The sequence below is a fragment of the Ramlibacter sp. P4_H7 genome (assembly GCF_056400765.1).
In genome coordinates this window covers 1-14,075 of sequence record NZ_JBFUKP010000003.1, presented here as the reverse complement: position 1 = coordinate 14,075, position 14,075 = coordinate 1, and the positions used below count along the sequence as shown (strand labels likewise).

Sequence of the window (14,075 nt, the reverse complement as noted above, 5' to 3'; positions counted from 1 at the left end):
CGGTGCAGCGTCAGTGTCGGGTTCGCCGGGTGGCGCGCAGGTCACTGGGGCTTGATCAATGCAGCGGGCCTAGAGCTGGAACGTGAGCCAGCGCAGGAGCCCTTCGCCCACTTCCCGTAGGGCACCCACCCGCCGCGACTCCAGCCGCTGGGCGCCCGCGCGGGCCTGGTCGGCCCACGCCGCGAAGCGCGCGATGGCATCGGGGTCGTAGAAGGCCACCATCATTTCGTAGTTGAGGAACAGGCTGCGCGAATCCAGGTTCAGGCTCCCGGCCAGCGCGGCGGTGTCGTCGACCACGACCAGCTTGGCGTGCACCATGGCAGGCGCCACCCACACCCGGGCGCCGGAGTCCAGCAGGTCGCGGACGGCGGGCGGCCGGGCGAGATCGGCCAGCCGATGGTTCGAGCGGCGCGGCAGCAGCAGGTCCACCGCGACCCCGCGTCGCGCCGCCAGCCGCAGCGCCATGAGCAGGGCAGGATCGGGCACGAAGTACGGCGTCACGGCGAGGATGCTGCGCTCGGCGCTGAAGCAGGCCTCGACCAGGAGCTCGTACACGGTGTCGTCCGCATGGTCCGGCCCGCTGGTCAGCAAATGCGCGAGCGGTGGCGCACCAGTGCGGCCATCGGCTGCCTCGGCCTGCGCTGCTGGCGGGGGCAGGGTGCCGGCCGCCACCGCCCAGTCGCGCTCGAACTGCTCCCGCGCCTGCGCCGCCAGCGGCCCGCGCAGGTCGAAGGTGAGGTCGGTCCAGGCCGGCGCCGAGCCCGGGGCTGCGCTGCCAACGAAGTATTCGGCCGCCAGATTGCGCCCGCCCGTCCAGAGCCATTCGCCGTCGGCGATGGCCACCTTGCGGTGGTTGCGCAGGTTCACGCGGCCGCGCAGCGGCGAGGACCACGGCTGCACGAACAAGGCCACCTCGACACCCGCGGCACGCAGCGGCCGCAGGCTGGGAATGCCGCCCAGGTAGCGGCCGATCCCGTCGATCATGAAGCGCACCCGCACCCCGTCCCGCGCACGCTGCGCGAGCAGCTGCACCACCTCGTCCCCCAGCGCATCGCGTCCGAGCACGAAGGTGCTCACCTCGAGGGTCTGTCGCGCGGACAGCACCAGCGCCTTCAGCCGCTCCAGTGCGGCCGCGCCGTCCGGGTGGATCGCCAGCCCGTCGCACCGCACCGCGGCGGGCAGGCCCAGGCTCATTGCCACGGCCCGCATGCGCCCTGCGGGGCCCTGCAGCGCCTGCATCATGGCGCGATCGACGACGCCCGCTTGTCGCTGCGCACGCAGGACCTTGCGGGAGCCCAGCATGAGGAACAGCGGCAGGCCGACGTAGGGCGCCAGCACCAGCAGCAGCACCCATCCGATCGCCGCCGAGGGATGGCGGCGCTGCCGCCGCGCCAGCGAGATGGCGACGTAGGCCACCAGCGCCAGCAGCACCACCGCCGTGTGCAGGGTGAGCCAGTGGCGCGGACTGAGGGCGAAGAGCATGGAGGAGGAGGGCGGGAAGGCTGAGGTTACCCCGGGGCGCTGGGCACGGCCCTGCGGCTCGCCGTGCGGTCGCGTCGGCGCGCCTGCAGGCGCCGCATGCCTTGCCATCGGTGGCAGACTCTCTCCCGGATGCGCCAGCCCGGGCCGGCGATCGCCAAGTGCCGTCGAGCCGTCTTCATCGCCCGTCGGCGCGACCTCTCATGCATCGGAGGACGAACATGGTCAGCAAGAACACGATCTGTCTCTGGTACGACGGCACCGCGCTGGACGCCGCGCGGTTCTACGCCGCGACCTTCCCGGACAGCGCCGTGGGTGCGGTGCATGGCGCGCCCGGCGACTATCCCTCCGGCAAGGAGGGCGATGTCCTCACGGTGGAGTTCACTGTCATCGGCATCCCTTGCCTCGGCCTGAACGGCGGCCCCGTCTTCCAGCACAACGAGTCGTTCTCGTTCCAGGTGGCGACCGACGACCAGGCGGAGACGGACCGCCTGTGGAACGCGATCATCGGCAACGGCGGCCAGGCCAGCGCCTGCGGCTGGTGCAAGGACAAGTGGGGCCTGTCCTGGCAGATCACGCCGCGGGCGCTCACGGACGCGATCACCGATCCGGATCGCGCGGCGGCCAAGCGTGCCTTCGAGGCGATGATGACGATGGGCAAGATCGACATCGCCGCCATCGAAGCGGCGCGACGGGGCTGAGCGCAATTGGCGTTGGCTCCTGCCGGCTGGTTGGTGATGGCCGTGTTGACGGTCCTGGCCGGATGCTCCACTGCGCCGGGCCGCGGTCGTCCCGCATCGCCGGCGGCCGCGGTGACGAAGTCGCCGGGCGCCGAACTGGGCCGCGGCAAGGCCTCGTGGTACGGGCCGGGCTTCCACGGCAAGCGCACGGCCAGCGGCGAGCGCTTCGACATGAACGAGCTGACCGCCGCGCACCGGACGCTTCCGTTCGGCACCCGCGTGCGCGTGCTCAACACCCAGAACGGCCGCGAAGTGGTCGTACGCATCAACGACCGCGGCCCCCAGATCGCGGAGCGCGTGATCGACCTGAGCAAGGCGGCGGGTGCAGCGCTCGATCTGCTGCAGGCCGGCGAAGCACCCGTCGTCCTGTTCGAGCTTTGACGGCAGGCGGAACTTCGCGCGGCGCCGCCTGACTGCGCCTCAACCCTGCTGCGTGAGCTGCCGCGCGCGCACTTCCACCTTGTCGATGGCGGCGGCGAACACCTCCACCTCCTGGGGCGTCAGGTCGGACAACAGGTATTCCTCGCGGGCCTGCACCATGGGCACGATCTTGCGGTAGAGGGCCGTTCCGGCGGGCAGCAGCCGCACGCGCGAAGCGCGGCCGTCGTCCGGGTCGGGGGCGCGGGCGACCAGTCCCTGGTCTTCCAACCGGGCCAGGGCGCGGCTGACCTGCATCTTGTCCAGCGTGGTGCGGTCCTTCACGTCCGCCGCGCGGATCTCGCCCTGGTGCGCCAGCGCAGCCAGCACGCGCCATTCGTCGCGGCTGAGCGCGAAGCGTTCGCGATACACCTGCGCCGTCGCCAGGCTGACCTGCTCGGCCAGCACTGCCAGCCGGTAGGGAAAGAACGTCTCGAGCTTCATGGAGGGGATTGTATCGGCCGTTACCAGCCTGTGGGCCGCCGCCTTCCGGAGGGCGGCGCATGGCAGCTTCAGGGCCATTTGAGATTTGCCAATGACAAACGCGCTTGCAAAGCGCGATCCGCGACGTTAGGATAGTCACGACCGTTACCAAACCGACCCGAAGGAGACCCTCTTGAAGATCAACCGCATCCATCACGTCGCCTACCGCTGCCATGACGCCCGCGAGACCGTCGAGTGGTACCGCAAGCACCTGGACATGGAGTTCGTGCTCGCCATCGCCGAAGACCGCGTGCCCTCGACCAAGGCGCCGGACCCCTACATGCACCTGTTCATGGACGCCGGCAACGGCAACATCCTGGCCTTCTTCGAGATCCCGAACTCGCCGCCCATGGGGCGCGACCCGAACACGCCCGACTGGGTGCAGCACATCGCCTTCAAGGTGGAGAGCGAAGCCGTGCTGGTGGAGGCCAAGACGCGGCTGGAAGCCGCCGGCATCCCGGTGGTGGGCATCACCGACCACACCATCTTCAAGTCGATCTACTTCTACGACCCCAACGGGCACCGCCTGGAGCTCGCGGCCGACACCGCCACGCCGGAGCAGATGAAGAAGCTCGACGACGTGAAGTGGGAGATGCTGGAGGAGTGGTCGCGCACCAAGCGCGCGCCCAAGCAGGCCGCCTGGATGCACGAGCGCGAGCTGGCTGCGTGAGGCGGTGATGCAGAAGACGTACACGTATCCCGAATTCGCCTACCGGCAGTCCGAGGAGCAGCGGCTGGGCGTCGTGAGGCGGCACCCGGTCGTGATCGTCGGCGCCGGGCCCATCGGACTGACCGCGGCGCTGGAATGCGCGAGCCGCGGCATTCCCGCCGTGCTGCTGGACGACAACAACACCGTCAGCGTCGGCTCGCGCGCCGTCTGCTACGCCAAGCGCGCCCTGGAGATCTGGGACCGGCTGGGCGTCGGCGAGGCCATGGCGCGCAGGGGCGTGCGCTGGAACGTCGGCAAGGTGTTCTTCCACGACGACCTGGTCTACCAGTTCGACCTGCTGCCGGAGGAGGGCCACAAGATGCCCGCCATGATCAACCTGCAGCAGTACTACCTGGAGGAATTCCTGGTGGAGGCCTGCGAGAAGAGCGGACTGGTGGACCTGCGCTGGAAGCACAAGCTGATCAGCCTGTCGCAGGAGGCCGACCACGCCCGGCTGACGCTGGAAACGCCCGACGGTGTCTTCCAGCTGGAGGCCGACTGGGTGATCGCCTGCGACGGCGCCAACAGCGACACGCGCAAGATGCTGGGTGCGGAGTTCACCGGCCAGTTCTTCCAGGACCGGTTCCTGATCGCCGATGTCGTGATGAAGGCGGACTTTCCCACCGAGCGCTGGTTCTGGTTCGACCCGCCGTTCCACCGCGGCCAGAGCGTGCTGCTGCACCGGCAGTGCGACAACGTCTGGCGCATCGACTTCCAGCTCGGCTGGGACGCCGACCCGGAACGCGAGAAGAAACCCGAAAACGTGATCCCGCGGATCCAGGCCATGCTGGGCAAGGACGTCGAGTTCGAGCTGGAGTGGGTCTCCGTGTACCAGTTCGCCTGCCGGCGGATCGACCGGTTCCGCCACGGCCGCGTGCTGTTCGCCGGCGACGCGGCGCACCAGGTCTCGCCCTTCGGCGCCCGCGGCGCCAACACCGGCGTGCAGGACGTCGACAACCTGGTGTGGAAGCTCAAGCTGGTGCTCGATGGACGCGCGCCGGCAGCACTGCTCGACTCGTATCACGAGGAGCGCGCCTTTGCCGCCGACGACAACCTGCTGAACTCCACCCGCTCCACCGACTTCATCACGCCCAAGAGCCAGGCCAGCCGGGTGCTGCGCGACGCGGTGCTGCAGCTGGCGGAGGAACAGCCGTTCGCCCGCAAGCTGGTGAACAGCGGTCGGCTGTCGACGCCCACGCCCTACCTGCAGTCCTCGCTCAACACGCCGGACGAGGATGGCTTCGCCGGCGCCATGCGCCCCGGCACCAATTGCGCCGATGCGCCGGTCAAGCGCCGCGGCGAGAAACTGTGGTTCCTGAACCAGTTGCCGGCGGGCTTTGCACTGCTGGTGTTCGCGCCGGAGGCGCCGGTGCCCGAGGTGCGTTGCGGCGACGTTGCCGCCGAGGTGGTCTGCGTCGGCCTTGATTTCAGCGATGCCGAAGGCCTGCTCGCGCAGCGCTACGACGCGCGGCCCGGCACGGTGTACCTGCTGCGCCCCGACCGGCACGTGGCCGCGCGCTGGCGCAGCTTCGACCCGGCCCGCATCCGCGCCGCGCTCGCGCGCGCCTGCCACCTGAAGGACTTCGCATGAACCTCCAGCTCCAACCCAACATTCCCGATCCGGACGGCTTCTACCAAGAACTGATCGGCATGCAGCGCGACCTCGACGACGAACAGGCCACGCTGTTCCAGGCGCGCCTGCTGCTGGTGCTGGCCAACCACGTCGGCGACCGCGCCGTGCTGTCGCACGCGATGGACGTTGCGCGGCGCGCGGGGGAACGCAAGGCCTCGTAGCCCCTGCAGGGCTGGTGCTCTTCGGCGCCGCAATGCTGGGGTTCGCTGCGCTCACCGTCCGCGGCCTTCGGCCGCGCCAGCCTACGGGGAGCCGCATTCAGCCGCGCCGGAGCGCGGGGGTGCGGCCGAAGGGCGCGCCAGCCTACGCCTGGTGTGCCGGCAGAACGGTTCCGGCGCACTCACCGAAACCAATGCGGCGTACGCCCGGACGCTCGCAGATCCCGCGCAGCATCAACGTGTCGCCATCGGCCAGGAAGGTTCGCGACTCCCCATTGGGCAGCCGGATCGCTTGCTTGCCGCCCTGGCTGAGTTCCAGCAGCGAGCCGGCCTGGTCCGGCGCCGGACCCGACAAGGTGCCCGAGCCGAACAGGTCGCCCGGCTGCAGGTTGCAGCCGCCGCTGGTGTGGTGCGCCACCAGCTGCGCGGGGGTCCAGAACGCCGCTTCGTCGCTGCGCGCGCTGGACAGGCGCACCGGCGCTTCGCCGGCGGCACGCATCGCGGCGGTCTGCAGCCAGGCCTCGAGCCGCACGGCGATCGCTCCCTTCTCACGGGTGGCGCGCGAGTCGAGATAAGGCAGCGGCTCGGCCGAGCCCGAAGGGCGCTGCAGCGGCGCGCGGAACGGGGCGAGGGCCTCCATCGTCACGACCCACGGCGAAATGGTGCTGGCGAAGTTCTTCGACAGGAAGGGACCGAGCGGCTGGTACTCCCAGGGCTGGATGTCGCGTGCGGACCAGTCGTTGAACAGCGTCACGCCGAACAGGTGGTCCTCGGCGTCGTCGATCGCGATCGGCTGCCCCAGGGCGTTGCCCGGGCCGACCAGGAAGCCCAGTTCCACTTCGTAGTCGAGCCGCTGGCTGGGTCCGAACGAAGGCTGTTGCGCGTCCGCTGGCCTGGCCTGGCCCAGCGGACGGCGCACCGGGTGGCCGCTCGCCACGATGGACGAACTGCGCCCGTGGTAGCCGATCGGCACCCACTGGTAATTGGGCAGCAGGGGGTTGTCCGGCCGGAACAGGCGACCCACCGTGGTGGCGTGGTGGATGCCGGTGTAGAAATCCGTGTAGTCGCCGATCGCGCACGGAACGGTGAGCTCGATCGCGGACTGCGGCAAGAGGCAGGGCGCGAGCGCCTGCTGCTGCGCGCTGCCGTGCGCCAGCGCCTGCGACAGCGCCGTGCGCAGGGCGCGGCGCGCAGCGGAGCCGGCGGCCATGAAGGTGTTCAGGTCGCCGGCCGCGAGCGGCGCCAGCGTGGCCGCCACGTCCGCGGGCCAGGGTGCGTGCTCGCGCGCGGCGCGCAGGTCCAGCACCTGGTCGCCGATCGCCACGCCGATCCGCCAGGCCTGCGAAGATCCCGCGCGGCGGAAACGCCCGAAGGGCAGGTTCTGGATCGGGAAGTCGCTGTCGTCTTCGTTCGCGGATTCGACCCAGCTGCGCAGGGCCGGGTCGTGGGTGGCGTCGATCTGCATGCTCGCTGCGTGCCGGTCAATCCATCTTGATGCCGGCGGACTGCACCAGCTTGCCCCAGCGGTCGCGCTCCTGCCGGGCGTAGGCGGTCATCTGCTGCGGCGTGCCGGGCATGCCCTCCAGCCCCAGCGCCTGGAAGCGCGCCTTCACCGGCGTGGACTCCAGCGCCGCCTGCAACGCCTTGCTGTAGCGGGCCACCGTTTCGGGCGGCGTTCCGGCCGGCACGACCAGGCCCTGCCACGCATAGGCGGCGAAGTCGGCGACGCCCTGCTCGGCGAGCGTCGGGATCTCGGGCATCGTGGCCAGCCGCGCCGGGCTGGCGACGCCGAGCGCGCGCAGCTTGCCGGTGGCCACGTACTGCTGCACGCTGGCGGTGTCGATCAGGCCGAAGGGAACCTGGCCCCCCAGCAGGTCCTGCACCGCCGGGGCGGCGCCGCGATAGGCCACGTGCTGCAGCTTCAGGCCGGTGCGCTCGCGCAGCAGCTCGGTGGCCAGGTGGTGCGGGCTGCCGACGCCGGCCGACGCGTAGCTCACCGGACCCGACTGCGCCTTGACCCACGCGACGAACTCCTTGAAGTTCTTCGCCGGGACGTTGGGAGACACCACCAGCAGCAGCGGAAAGCGGGCCAGCATGCCGACCGGGATGAAGTCCTTCTCCGCGTTGTACGGCAGCTTGGGAAACAGCCACGGGTTTGCGGCCAGGGTGGCGAAGTCCGCCGTGAACAGGAGGTGCCCGTTGTCCCGGGCGTTGGCGACGTAGGCGGCGGCGATGTTGGTGGCCGCGCCCGGCTTGTTGTTGATGACGATGGGCTGGCCAAGGGTCTTGCCCATCGCCTCCGCCACGGTGCGCGCCACGGCATCAGAGCCGCCGCCGGCGGCGTAGCCGACCACCCACTCGATGGGGCGGCTGTCCTGCGCCAGTACGGATGCGGGCAGGGTGGCGGCGGCGACGGCGAGCGCCAGCGCGCCGCGGCGGGAAAGCTTGTTCAGGTTCACGGGTCTTGTCTCCACGAGGGTTGAAAGAATGCGCGGTGGGGCTTCAGCCCTCGAGCGCGGCCCACATCTGGCGGTCGCGCTCGGCGGTCCAGATGCGCGGGTCGGGATGCTGCGTGGCCTCGTCGTAGCAGCGGGTCACGTCGAAGGGCATGCAGTGGTCGAAGATCACCCAGTGGCCATACTTCGGCTTGAGCTTGGCGCAGGTGTCGCGGTAGACGGCGTGGAGGTCCTTGCCGGCCTTCACGCCGGCCTGCACGCACGCATGCACGTCGCTGATGAACGCCCGCGTGCAGGCGAGGCCTTCACGCACCCGGGCCGGGGTGGTGAGCGCTGCGCCGCGCCCGGGCACCAGGGCCACCGGATCCAGCTTGGCGAGGTTGTCGAGAGTCTGCGGCCAGTCGCGGAAATAGGCGTCGCCGGCGTAGGGCGTCGCGTCGAATTCCACCAGGTCGCCCGAGAACAGGATGCGCTGCTGGGGCAGCCAGACGACCGTGTCGCCCTTGGTGTGGCCGCGACCGAGCTGCAGCAGCTGCACTTCCAGGCTGCCCAGCCAGACCGACATCCGCCCCTCGAAAGTCATGGTGGGCCAGGTGAGCCCCGGCGGCACCGATTCGACGGCGCGGAACAGCCGCGGAAAGCGGCCGATCTCGCTGGCCTTGTCCTGTTCGCCGCGCTCCACGATCAGGTCGTAGGTGTCGCGGCTGGCGATCACGTGCTCGGGCTGGTAGCCCGAGGCGCCGAGCACGCGCACCGCGTGGTAGTGGCTCAGCACCACGTACTTGATCGGCTTGTCGGTCACTTCGCGGATGCGGCGCACCACGTCCTGCGCCATCACCGGCGTGGCCTGCGTGTCGATCACCATCACGGCGTCGTCGCCCACGATCACGCCGGTGTTCGGGTCACCCTCGGCGGTGTAGGCATAGGCGTTCGGCGACAGCTGGACGAAGCTGACCTTCTTTTCCTCGAGGTCGGCCTGGGAGGCAAAGGCTTTGGTGCTGGTGCTCATGGGGGAGGGCGTGGAGGAGGGGGCGTGGATCGGGATTTGTTGATACCAAACGAGTTTGCGATCATGGCGCAGCGGCCGACGCTTGTCAAACGGGTTTGCAATGAACAAAATCAGGGAATGCCCGCATCCCAGAAGAACCAGCCGGCCGCAGAAGAAGCGGAAGACGGCCGCCGTGCCGTGCAATCGGTGGAAGTCGGAGGCCGGCTGCTGCTGGCCCTGGCCGAGTGTCCCGGCCCCTTGCCCCTGAAGGAACTGGCCGCCCGCGCCGGGCTCGTGCCTTCGCGGGCGCACCCCTATCTCGTGAGCTTCCAGCGGCTCGGCCTGGTCGCGCAGGAATCCGGCAGCGGCTACTACGCGCTCGGCCCGGCGGCGCTGCAGATCGGGCTGGCCTGCCTGCACCAGCTCGACCCGCTGAAGCTCGCCGAGCCCATTGCGCAGGACCTCGCCCGCACTACGGGACACGCGGTCGCCATCGCGGTGTGGGGCAATTTCGGGCCGACCATCGTCCGCCTGGAGGAGGCACAGCAGCCGCTGCACATCATGCTGCGCGTGGGCAGCGTGATGTCGGTGCTGGGCACGGCGACGGGACGCGCATTCGCCGCGGCGATGCCTGCCGAGCAGCTGGAACGCGCGATCACCCTGTCACCCGGCTACGAAGTCGGCGCCGCGCGCGCGGGCGCACGGACCTGGCGCAAGGAAGTCGACGAGGCCGCCGCGGAGGTGCGGCGCCATGGAGTGGCACGCGCCGCGGGCCGGCCGATTCCCGGCGTCAATGCCTTCAGCGCCGCGGCCTTCGACCACGAGGGCCGGCCGGCCCTGGTGCTCACCGCGCTCGACCATGAAGACCGGCTCAAGGCGGACTGGAACGGCGCCGGCGCGCGCGCGGTGCGCGAGGCCGCCGCGGCCATCAGCCGCGGGCTGGGCGCAGCGGCGGGTTGAAGCGCGGCGCGCGTTCGATCAGCGCGTTCCGCTGCCGACCAGCATTTCGCAAGGACCCACGAAGCCATCTTCCGCCGTCTCGAAGCGGCGCAGCGTGCTTTCGATCTCGTCCCAGGTGGCGGCGCGTTCGTCGTCGCTCATGCCGGACATCATCTGCAGCAGGGCGCCGAAGGACTCGCGCTCGAATCGCACGCACTCCGCCGCGGTCGGCAGGCGCAGCGGCGAGTCGACCTTCCGAATTTGCACGTCGCGAAAGCCTGCCTCCTCCAGCGTGCGCTGCAGGACGCCCTCGGCGCCCAGCGAAAAAGGTCCCGGCTGGCCCGGCAGCGGTGGCGCCAGCTGCGCGCGGCGGCGGATGATGCCGACCGGCAGCGCAAAGAACGGGTTCTTCTCCGGCGTGGAGTACACCACCGCGGCGAATCGGCCTTCCGGCCGCAGTGCGTGGCGGATGCCCGCCAGCGCGCGCTGCTGGTCGGGAAAGTAGATCAGGCCGACGCGCGAGATCGCGGCGTCGAAAGAGCCCGCCGGCAGCAGGTCGTGGCGTTCGCCGTCGAGCTCGCGGGTCTCGACATTCGCCAGGCCGGCCTGCTCTGCGGCCGCCTTGGCGTAACGCAGGATGGCGGGCGAGATGTCGGTGGCAAGCACGTGCCCGGTTGGACCGGCACGGCGCGCGGCCACCAGGGTCTGTTCGCCGGCTCCTGCTGCGATGTCGAGCACGCGCGCGCCGGGCGCGACGCCGGCCGCGTCCATCATCGCTTCGGTCGCCGGGCCCAGCCAGCGGGCCAGCAGGGGAGACCAGCGGTCCCACGCTCCGGCCGCGGCCTCCCATTGGGTTCGGGTCGTGGCGCGAAACTTGTCCGGGTCGAAGCGGGTGGCGACAGGGGGGACTTGGAGGGTTGCAGCCATGGCGGCTCTCCTGGTGGGGGTGCCGGCGCGACATGCGAGGGCTGATCGCAAGGTATTCCGCGGGGGTGCTTGCCTCAAGTCCAGATTCTGGAGTGTTCGATGCGGAGGGTGAGGCATAGACTCCGCCATGATCGATTACATGCAGTTCTGCACGGTGGCCCGCGGCGCTGAGGTGCTGGGCGAGCTCTGGACCCCGCTGGTGGTGCGGGAACTGCTCTGCGGCAGTTGCCGCTTCAACGACATCCAGCGCGGCGTGCCGCGGATGTCCCCGACCCTCCTGACGCAGCGGCTGCGCAAGCTGGAGGCGATCGGCGTGGTCGAGCGGCGGCGGGCCGGCAAGAGCTGGGAATACCACCTCACCCCGGCCGGCGAGGAACTGCGTCCGATCGTGGTCGCCATCGGCCACTGGGGCGCGCGGTGGATCGGCAGCCGACTGCGGCGCGAGCAGCTCGATGCCGGTTTCCTGATGTGGGACATCCGGCGCTTCGCGCGCATCGACGCGTTCCCGGCAAGCCGGCGCACCGTCGTGCATTTCCGCTTTCGCGACGCGCCCGTGGCGGAGCGGCTGTGGTGGCTGGTGGTGGACGACGGCGCCGCCGATCTGTGCCGGGACGACCCCGGGCACGAGGTGACGGTGATCGTGGATTCCACCGTCCGCTCGCTGACCGAGATCTGGACCGGCGACAGCGACCCGGGGCAGGAGATCAGCGCCGGTTTGCTGGTGGTGCAGGGCGCCGGGCGCCAAGGGCAATTGCTGTGGCGCTGGCTGGGGCGAAGCATGTTCGCGCCGACACGACTCGCCATGCGGTGAGGCCCGCGGTCCGGGCCCGCAGGCCGCAGCACAACGGTGATGCACCCCGATCCCGCGCACCTCACCCAACCGGCATTGCGACGCAGTTAAAGTCGCCCCATGCCTTCCATCGAGATCCGAGCCGCCGAGGCGAACGACGCCGCGCTGATCCTGCGCTTCATCCGGGAACTTGCCATCTACGAGAAGGCCGAGCAGGAGGTCGTCGCCGACGAAGACGACATCCGCAGGTCGCTGTTCGGTGCTGGCAGTCCGGCCCGCGCGCTGATCTGCAGCGTGGACGGCGTGGCAGCGGGCTTCGCCGTCTACTTCTTCAACTACTCCACCTGGCAGGGCAGGAAGGGCCTGTACCTCGAAGACCTGTACCTCACGCCCGCGTACCGCAGGCTCGGCGCCGGCAAGGTCCTGCTGCAGCACCTGGCGCGCGTCGCCGTGCAGGAAGGGTGCGGGCGCTTCGAATGGAGCGTGCTGGACTGGAACGAGCCGGCACTGGAGTTCTACCGCTCCATCGGCGCGCGGCCGATGGAGGAATGGGTGCGCCACCGGCTGGCCGGATCGGCGCTCCTGGAGTTTGCGGGCTCGGGAGGCTCCACGAAGTGATGGCGCGCTCAGCGCGCTGCGCTGAACAGGCGGTAGTCGGCCGTGTACGGCACGCGCACCTTCTCGCTGGTGTTGGCGGGTGCGCAGGCGCTGTCGGGAGCGATGCCGCCGCGCGTGTTCACGCGCTGGACCGCGACCACGTCGCTGAAGCGGCCGGTGGGTCCTTCCGAATGCGTCGCGAGCAGCAGCTGCGGGATGGCGCCGGGCACCGACGCATCGGCGCGTGCGCGCACGCCGCTGCCGACGACCCGGCTGCCGTCCGGCGCTTCCCAGGACGGCCCCGCGAAGTGCCGGCCGCCCGGATGCAGCCGCGTGTCCAACAGTTCGGCCTCGGGACCGACGAACGCCCACTCGTAGCGGCCGGCCGTCTCCTTGGCCTCGCGGCACTGGTACACCTGCACGCCGCGCGCATGCAGCGTGGCGACCAGGCGGTGCCCGGGTCCGGGGTCGAGCTGCGCGGGAACGGGCGCGTCGGTGACGGGCGCCGGCAGCGTCCCGCACCCGGCGAGCAGGACCGCCAGCGGCCCGGCCAGGAAGCGCAGCGGGCGCAGGCGAGCGCCATGGCCGCGAATCGGCCGCGTCATTGCGTCCTGGAATTGAAAGGTTCGCATCGTTTTCTCCTTCGGCGTGGCGATGGAGCAGGCCCCGCGGACCTGCCGGCAGAAGCGGCTGGAGTCAGCTGTTCCGACCGGAATGCAGTCTGCGGGCGCGATGTATCGCGGGTGATGCGAACGGGGTGCGGATTTGTAGCCGGGACGTATCGCGAGGCCGTCGCGATGGGTCAGGCCCCGGCAATCAGGGCGAGGATCATCATCACGATGAACAACCCGCCCATCGCCAGAACCACCAGCCCGATCGGCTTGGCCCAGTCCCTGCGTTCATCTGCGGGAATCAGCGGCATTTTCGGCGCTGTTCAGGCCTCCAGAAACATGCGTCCATGTCGATGTAGCAAGGGCCGTGGACGCGGCAGGTGTTCAGGTCACCAAAATGTTATCCCGCGGACTTGCGGGAATGCGCTCGGTTTTCGCGGACAACAGTCGGCGCGGCGCGCAGGGCCCGATGATATAAATCAAGCACTTGCACGTGCATTCGACAGGAGATCTTGATGGCAGCAGCTTGGTGTTATTCCGCAGGGTTGCGGGCTATATCACGTTAGACAGCATGAACTTCCGGGTTCTCCTCCTTCTCGGAATCACGGTCTTGCTCGCCGCATGCGTTGGCAGCCCTCGTATCGCTGGTGGAGATGGAGCCGCAGCTGATTCGGCCGTCCGGCTTGTTGGCCCGCTGACGCTCGAGGAACAAGATCGAGCAATGACCAAGTGGATTGAATCGAACATTCCGGGTGGAAAGCTAAACCGTTTGGATAGCCGGTACATTCTGTCGACCCGCGTTCTCTATGCAGCACGAATCGACACGCCCGGCGGTAATCAGCGAATTGTTTACTTCGACATCACGGACATGAAGCCGCGATGAGGGCGATGCTGCCTAACAAGTCGTATATGGACTCCTCTCCAACGACAAGGCCCTGATCACTGTTGTTGGCTTCAAGAGCAACGCCTGCGGTCGTATATCCGGCATCGTGTGTGGGCTGCTTGAGCCCGTGCCGTCATGGGTTCCGCGTGGTAGGAAGCAGCGCCAAACGTTCGATCGGCTTGCAATGAGCCGGACTTGTTATCGGCGTCAGCACTTCCTGGGGTTCGTCCCTGTTGGCCATGAGGGGGCGATCAGTCCTTGGCGC

The 14,075-nt window shown here is 69.6% G+C and carries 16 protein-coding genes; 9 read left to right on the top strand and 7 right to left on the bottom strand.

Annotated elements, in window-relative coordinates:
* Nucleotides 1–69: 69 nt before the first annotated feature.
* On the bottom strand, nt 70–1,482 hold the full coding sequence (locus AC1DSA_RS05290; RefSeq protein WP_477886798.1) for a phospholipase D-like domain-containing protein: 1,413 nt from the start codon (nt 1,480–1,482) through the stop codon (nt 70–72).
* Nucleotides 1,483–1,700: 218 nt separating this feature from the next.
* On the opposite strand from AC1DSA_RS05290, the gene AC1DSA_RS05285 reads away from it, so the two are divergent.
* Entirely contained in the window at nt 1,701–2,180 is a 480-nt protein-coding gene (locus AC1DSA_RS05285) for a VOC family protein (RefSeq protein WP_477886796.1), read from the top strand.
* A 36-nt stretch (nt 2,181–2,216) separates the two neighbouring features.
* Nucleotides 2,217–2,600: a septal ring lytic transglycosylase RlpA family protein gene (locus AC1DSA_RS05280; RefSeq protein WP_477886794.1), complete on the top strand. Its 384-nt coding sequence runs from the start codon at nt 2,217–2,219 to the stop codon at nt 2,598–2,600.
* 39 nt (nt 2,601–2,639) lie between these two features.
* On the opposite strand, the gene AC1DSA_RS05275 is transcribed toward AC1DSA_RS05280, so the two are convergent.
* Nucleotides 2,640–3,080 carry a MarR family winged helix-turn-helix transcriptional regulator gene (locus tag AC1DSA_RS05275; protein WP_477886792.1) on the bottom strand — a complete coding sequence of 147 codons (441 nt, stop codon included), beginning with the start codon at nt 3,078–3,080 and terminating at the stop codon, nt 2,640–2,642.
* Between the two features lie 172 nt (nt 3,081–3,252).
* On the opposite strand from AC1DSA_RS05275, the gene AC1DSA_RS05270 reads away from it, so the two are divergent.
* Genes AC1DSA_RS05270 through AC1DSA_RS05260 form a run of 3 tightly spaced genes read left to right on the top strand, consistent with a single transcriptional unit; the run spans nt 3,253 to nt 5,622 of the window.
* The gene (locus tag AC1DSA_RS05270; RefSeq protein WP_477886790.1) at nt 3,253–3,789 is read left to right on the top strand and encodes a VOC family protein; all 537 of its coding nucleotides are present in this window, start codon (nt 3,253–3,255) and stop codon (nt 3,787–3,789) included.
* 7 nt (nt 3,790–3,796) lie between these two features.
* A complete protein-coding gene (locus tag AC1DSA_RS05265; RefSeq protein ID WP_477886788.1) occupies nt 3,797–5,419 on the top strand; it encodes an FAD-dependent oxidoreductase in 1,623 nt (540 codons plus the stop codon).
* A complete protein-coding gene (locus tag AC1DSA_RS05260) occupies nt 5,416–5,622 on the top strand; it encodes a DUF2783 domain-containing protein (RefSeq protein ID WP_477886786.1) in 207 nt (68 codons plus the stop codon). The genes AC1DSA_RS05265 and AC1DSA_RS05260 overlap by 4 nt, the downstream gene beginning before the upstream one ends.
* Nucleotides 5,623–5,764: 142 nt before the next feature.
* Here AC1DSA_RS05260 and fahA read toward each other — a convergent pair whose 3' ends face one another.
* Genes fahA through AC1DSA_RS05245 form a run of 3 tightly spaced genes read right to left on the bottom strand, consistent with a single transcriptional unit; the run spans nt 5,765 to nt 9,084 of the window.
* Nucleotides 5,765–7,084, bottom strand: coding sequence for a fumarylacetoacetase (gene fahA / locus AC1DSA_RS05255; RefSeq protein ID WP_477886784.1), 1,320 nt, complete (start codon nt 7,082–7,084; stop codon nt 5,765–5,767).
* Nucleotides 7,085–7,100: 16 nt separating this feature from the next.
* Entirely contained in the window at nt 7,101–8,078 is a 978-nt protein-coding gene (locus AC1DSA_RS05250) for a Bug family tripartite tricarboxylate transporter substrate binding protein (protein WP_477886782.1), read from the bottom strand.
* A gap of 43 nt (nt 8,079–8,121) precedes the next feature.
* On the bottom strand, nt 8,122–9,084 hold the full coding sequence (locus AC1DSA_RS05245; RefSeq protein ID WP_477886780.1) for an MBL fold metallo-hydrolase: 963 nt from the start codon (nt 9,082–9,084) through the stop codon (nt 8,122–8,124).
* Nucleotides 9,085–9,201: 117 nt separating this feature from the next.
* Between AC1DSA_RS05245 and AC1DSA_RS05240 the strand changes: the two genes are divergently transcribed.
* On the top strand, nt 9,202–10,023 hold the full coding sequence (locus AC1DSA_RS05240; protein WP_477886778.1) for an IclR family transcriptional regulator: 822 nt from the start codon (nt 9,202–9,204) through the stop codon (nt 10,021–10,023).
* An 18-nt stretch (nt 10,024–10,041) separates the two neighbouring features.
* On the opposite strand, the gene AC1DSA_RS05235 is transcribed toward AC1DSA_RS05240, so the two are convergent.
* Nucleotides 10,042–10,929, bottom strand: coding sequence for a class I SAM-dependent methyltransferase (locus AC1DSA_RS05235; RefSeq protein WP_477886776.1), 888 nt, complete (start codon nt 10,927–10,929; stop codon nt 10,042–10,044).
* Between the two features lie 127 nt (nt 10,930–11,056).
* Here AC1DSA_RS05235 and AC1DSA_RS05230 point away from each other — a divergent pair, with 127 nt between their 5' ends.
* A complete protein-coding gene (locus tag AC1DSA_RS05230) occupies nt 11,057–11,740 on the top strand; it encodes a winged helix-turn-helix transcriptional regulator (protein WP_477886774.1) in 684 nt (227 codons plus the stop codon).
* 99 nt (nt 11,741–11,839) lie between these two features.
* Nucleotides 11,840–12,337 (top strand): N-acetyltransferase family protein, encoded by a 498-nt coding sequence (locus AC1DSA_RS05225; RefSeq protein WP_477886772.1) that lies wholly within the window; start codon nt 11,840–11,842, stop codon nt 12,335–12,337.
* Between the two features lie 8 nt (nt 12,338–12,345).
* Here AC1DSA_RS05225 and AC1DSA_RS05220 read toward each other — a convergent pair whose 3' ends face one another.
* On the bottom strand, nt 12,346–12,948 hold the full coding sequence (locus AC1DSA_RS05220; RefSeq protein WP_477886770.1) for a DUF3455 domain-containing protein: 603 nt from the start codon (nt 12,946–12,948) through the stop codon (nt 12,346–12,348).
* Between the two features lie 466 nt (nt 12,949–13,414).
* On the opposite strand from AC1DSA_RS05220, the gene AC1DSA_RS05215 reads away from it, so the two are divergent.
* Entirely contained in the window at nt 13,415–13,810 is a 396-nt protein-coding gene (locus AC1DSA_RS05215) for a hypothetical protein (protein WP_477886768.1), read from the top strand.
* Nucleotides 13,811–14,075: the final 265 nt, after the last annotated feature.

Bases quoted from the DNA above. Each gene is read 5' to 3' on its own strand.
- AC1DSA_RS05290 (WP_477886798.1), bottom strand. From the start codon at position 1,482: ATGCTCTTCGCCCTCAGTCCGCGCCACTGGCTCACCCTGCACACGGCG.
- AC1DSA_RS05285 (WP_477886796.1), top strand. From the start codon at position 1,701: ATGGTCAGCAAGAACACGATCTGTCTCTGGTACGACGGCACCGCGCTG.
- AC1DSA_RS05280 (WP_477886794.1), top strand. From the start codon at position 2,217: ATGGCCGTGTTGACGGTCCTGGCCGGATGCTCCACTGCGCCGGGCCGC.
- AC1DSA_RS05275 (WP_477886792.1), bottom strand. From the start codon at position 3,080: ATGAAGCTCGAGACGTTCTTTCCCTACCGGCTGGCAGTGCTGGCCGAG.
- AC1DSA_RS05265 (WP_477886788.1), top strand. From the start codon at position 3,797: ATGCAGAAGACGTACACGTATCCCGAATTCGCCTACCGGCAGTCCGAG.
- AC1DSA_RS05260 (WP_477886786.1), top strand. From the start codon at position 5,416: ATGAACCTCCAGCTCCAACCCAACATTCCCGATCCGGACGGCTTCTAC.
- fahA (WP_477886784.1), bottom strand. From the start codon at position 7,084: ATGCAGATCGACGCCACCCACGACCCGGCCCTGCGCAGCTGGGTCGAA.
- AC1DSA_RS05245 (WP_477886780.1), bottom strand. From the start codon at position 9,084: ATGAGCACCAGCACCAAAGCCTTTGCCTCCCAGGCCGACCTCGAGGAA.
- AC1DSA_RS05240 (WP_477886778.1), top strand. From the start codon at position 9,202: ATGCCCGCATCCCAGAAGAACCAGCCGGCCGCAGAAGAAGCGGAAGAC.
- AC1DSA_RS05235 (WP_477886776.1), bottom strand. From the start codon at position 10,929: ATGGCTGCAACCCTCCAAGTCCCCCCTGTCGCCACCCGCTTCGACCCG.
- AC1DSA_RS05230 (WP_477886774.1), top strand. From the start codon at position 11,057: ATGATCGATTACATGCAGTTCTGCACGGTGGCCCGCGGCGCTGAGGTG.
- AC1DSA_RS05225 (WP_477886772.1), top strand. From the start codon at position 11,840: ATGCCTTCCATCGAGATCCGAGCCGCCGAGGCGAACGACGCCGCGCTG.
- AC1DSA_RS05220 (WP_477886770.1), bottom strand. From the start codon at position 12,948: ATGCGAACCTTTCAATTCCAGGACGCAATGACGCGGCCGATTCGCGGC.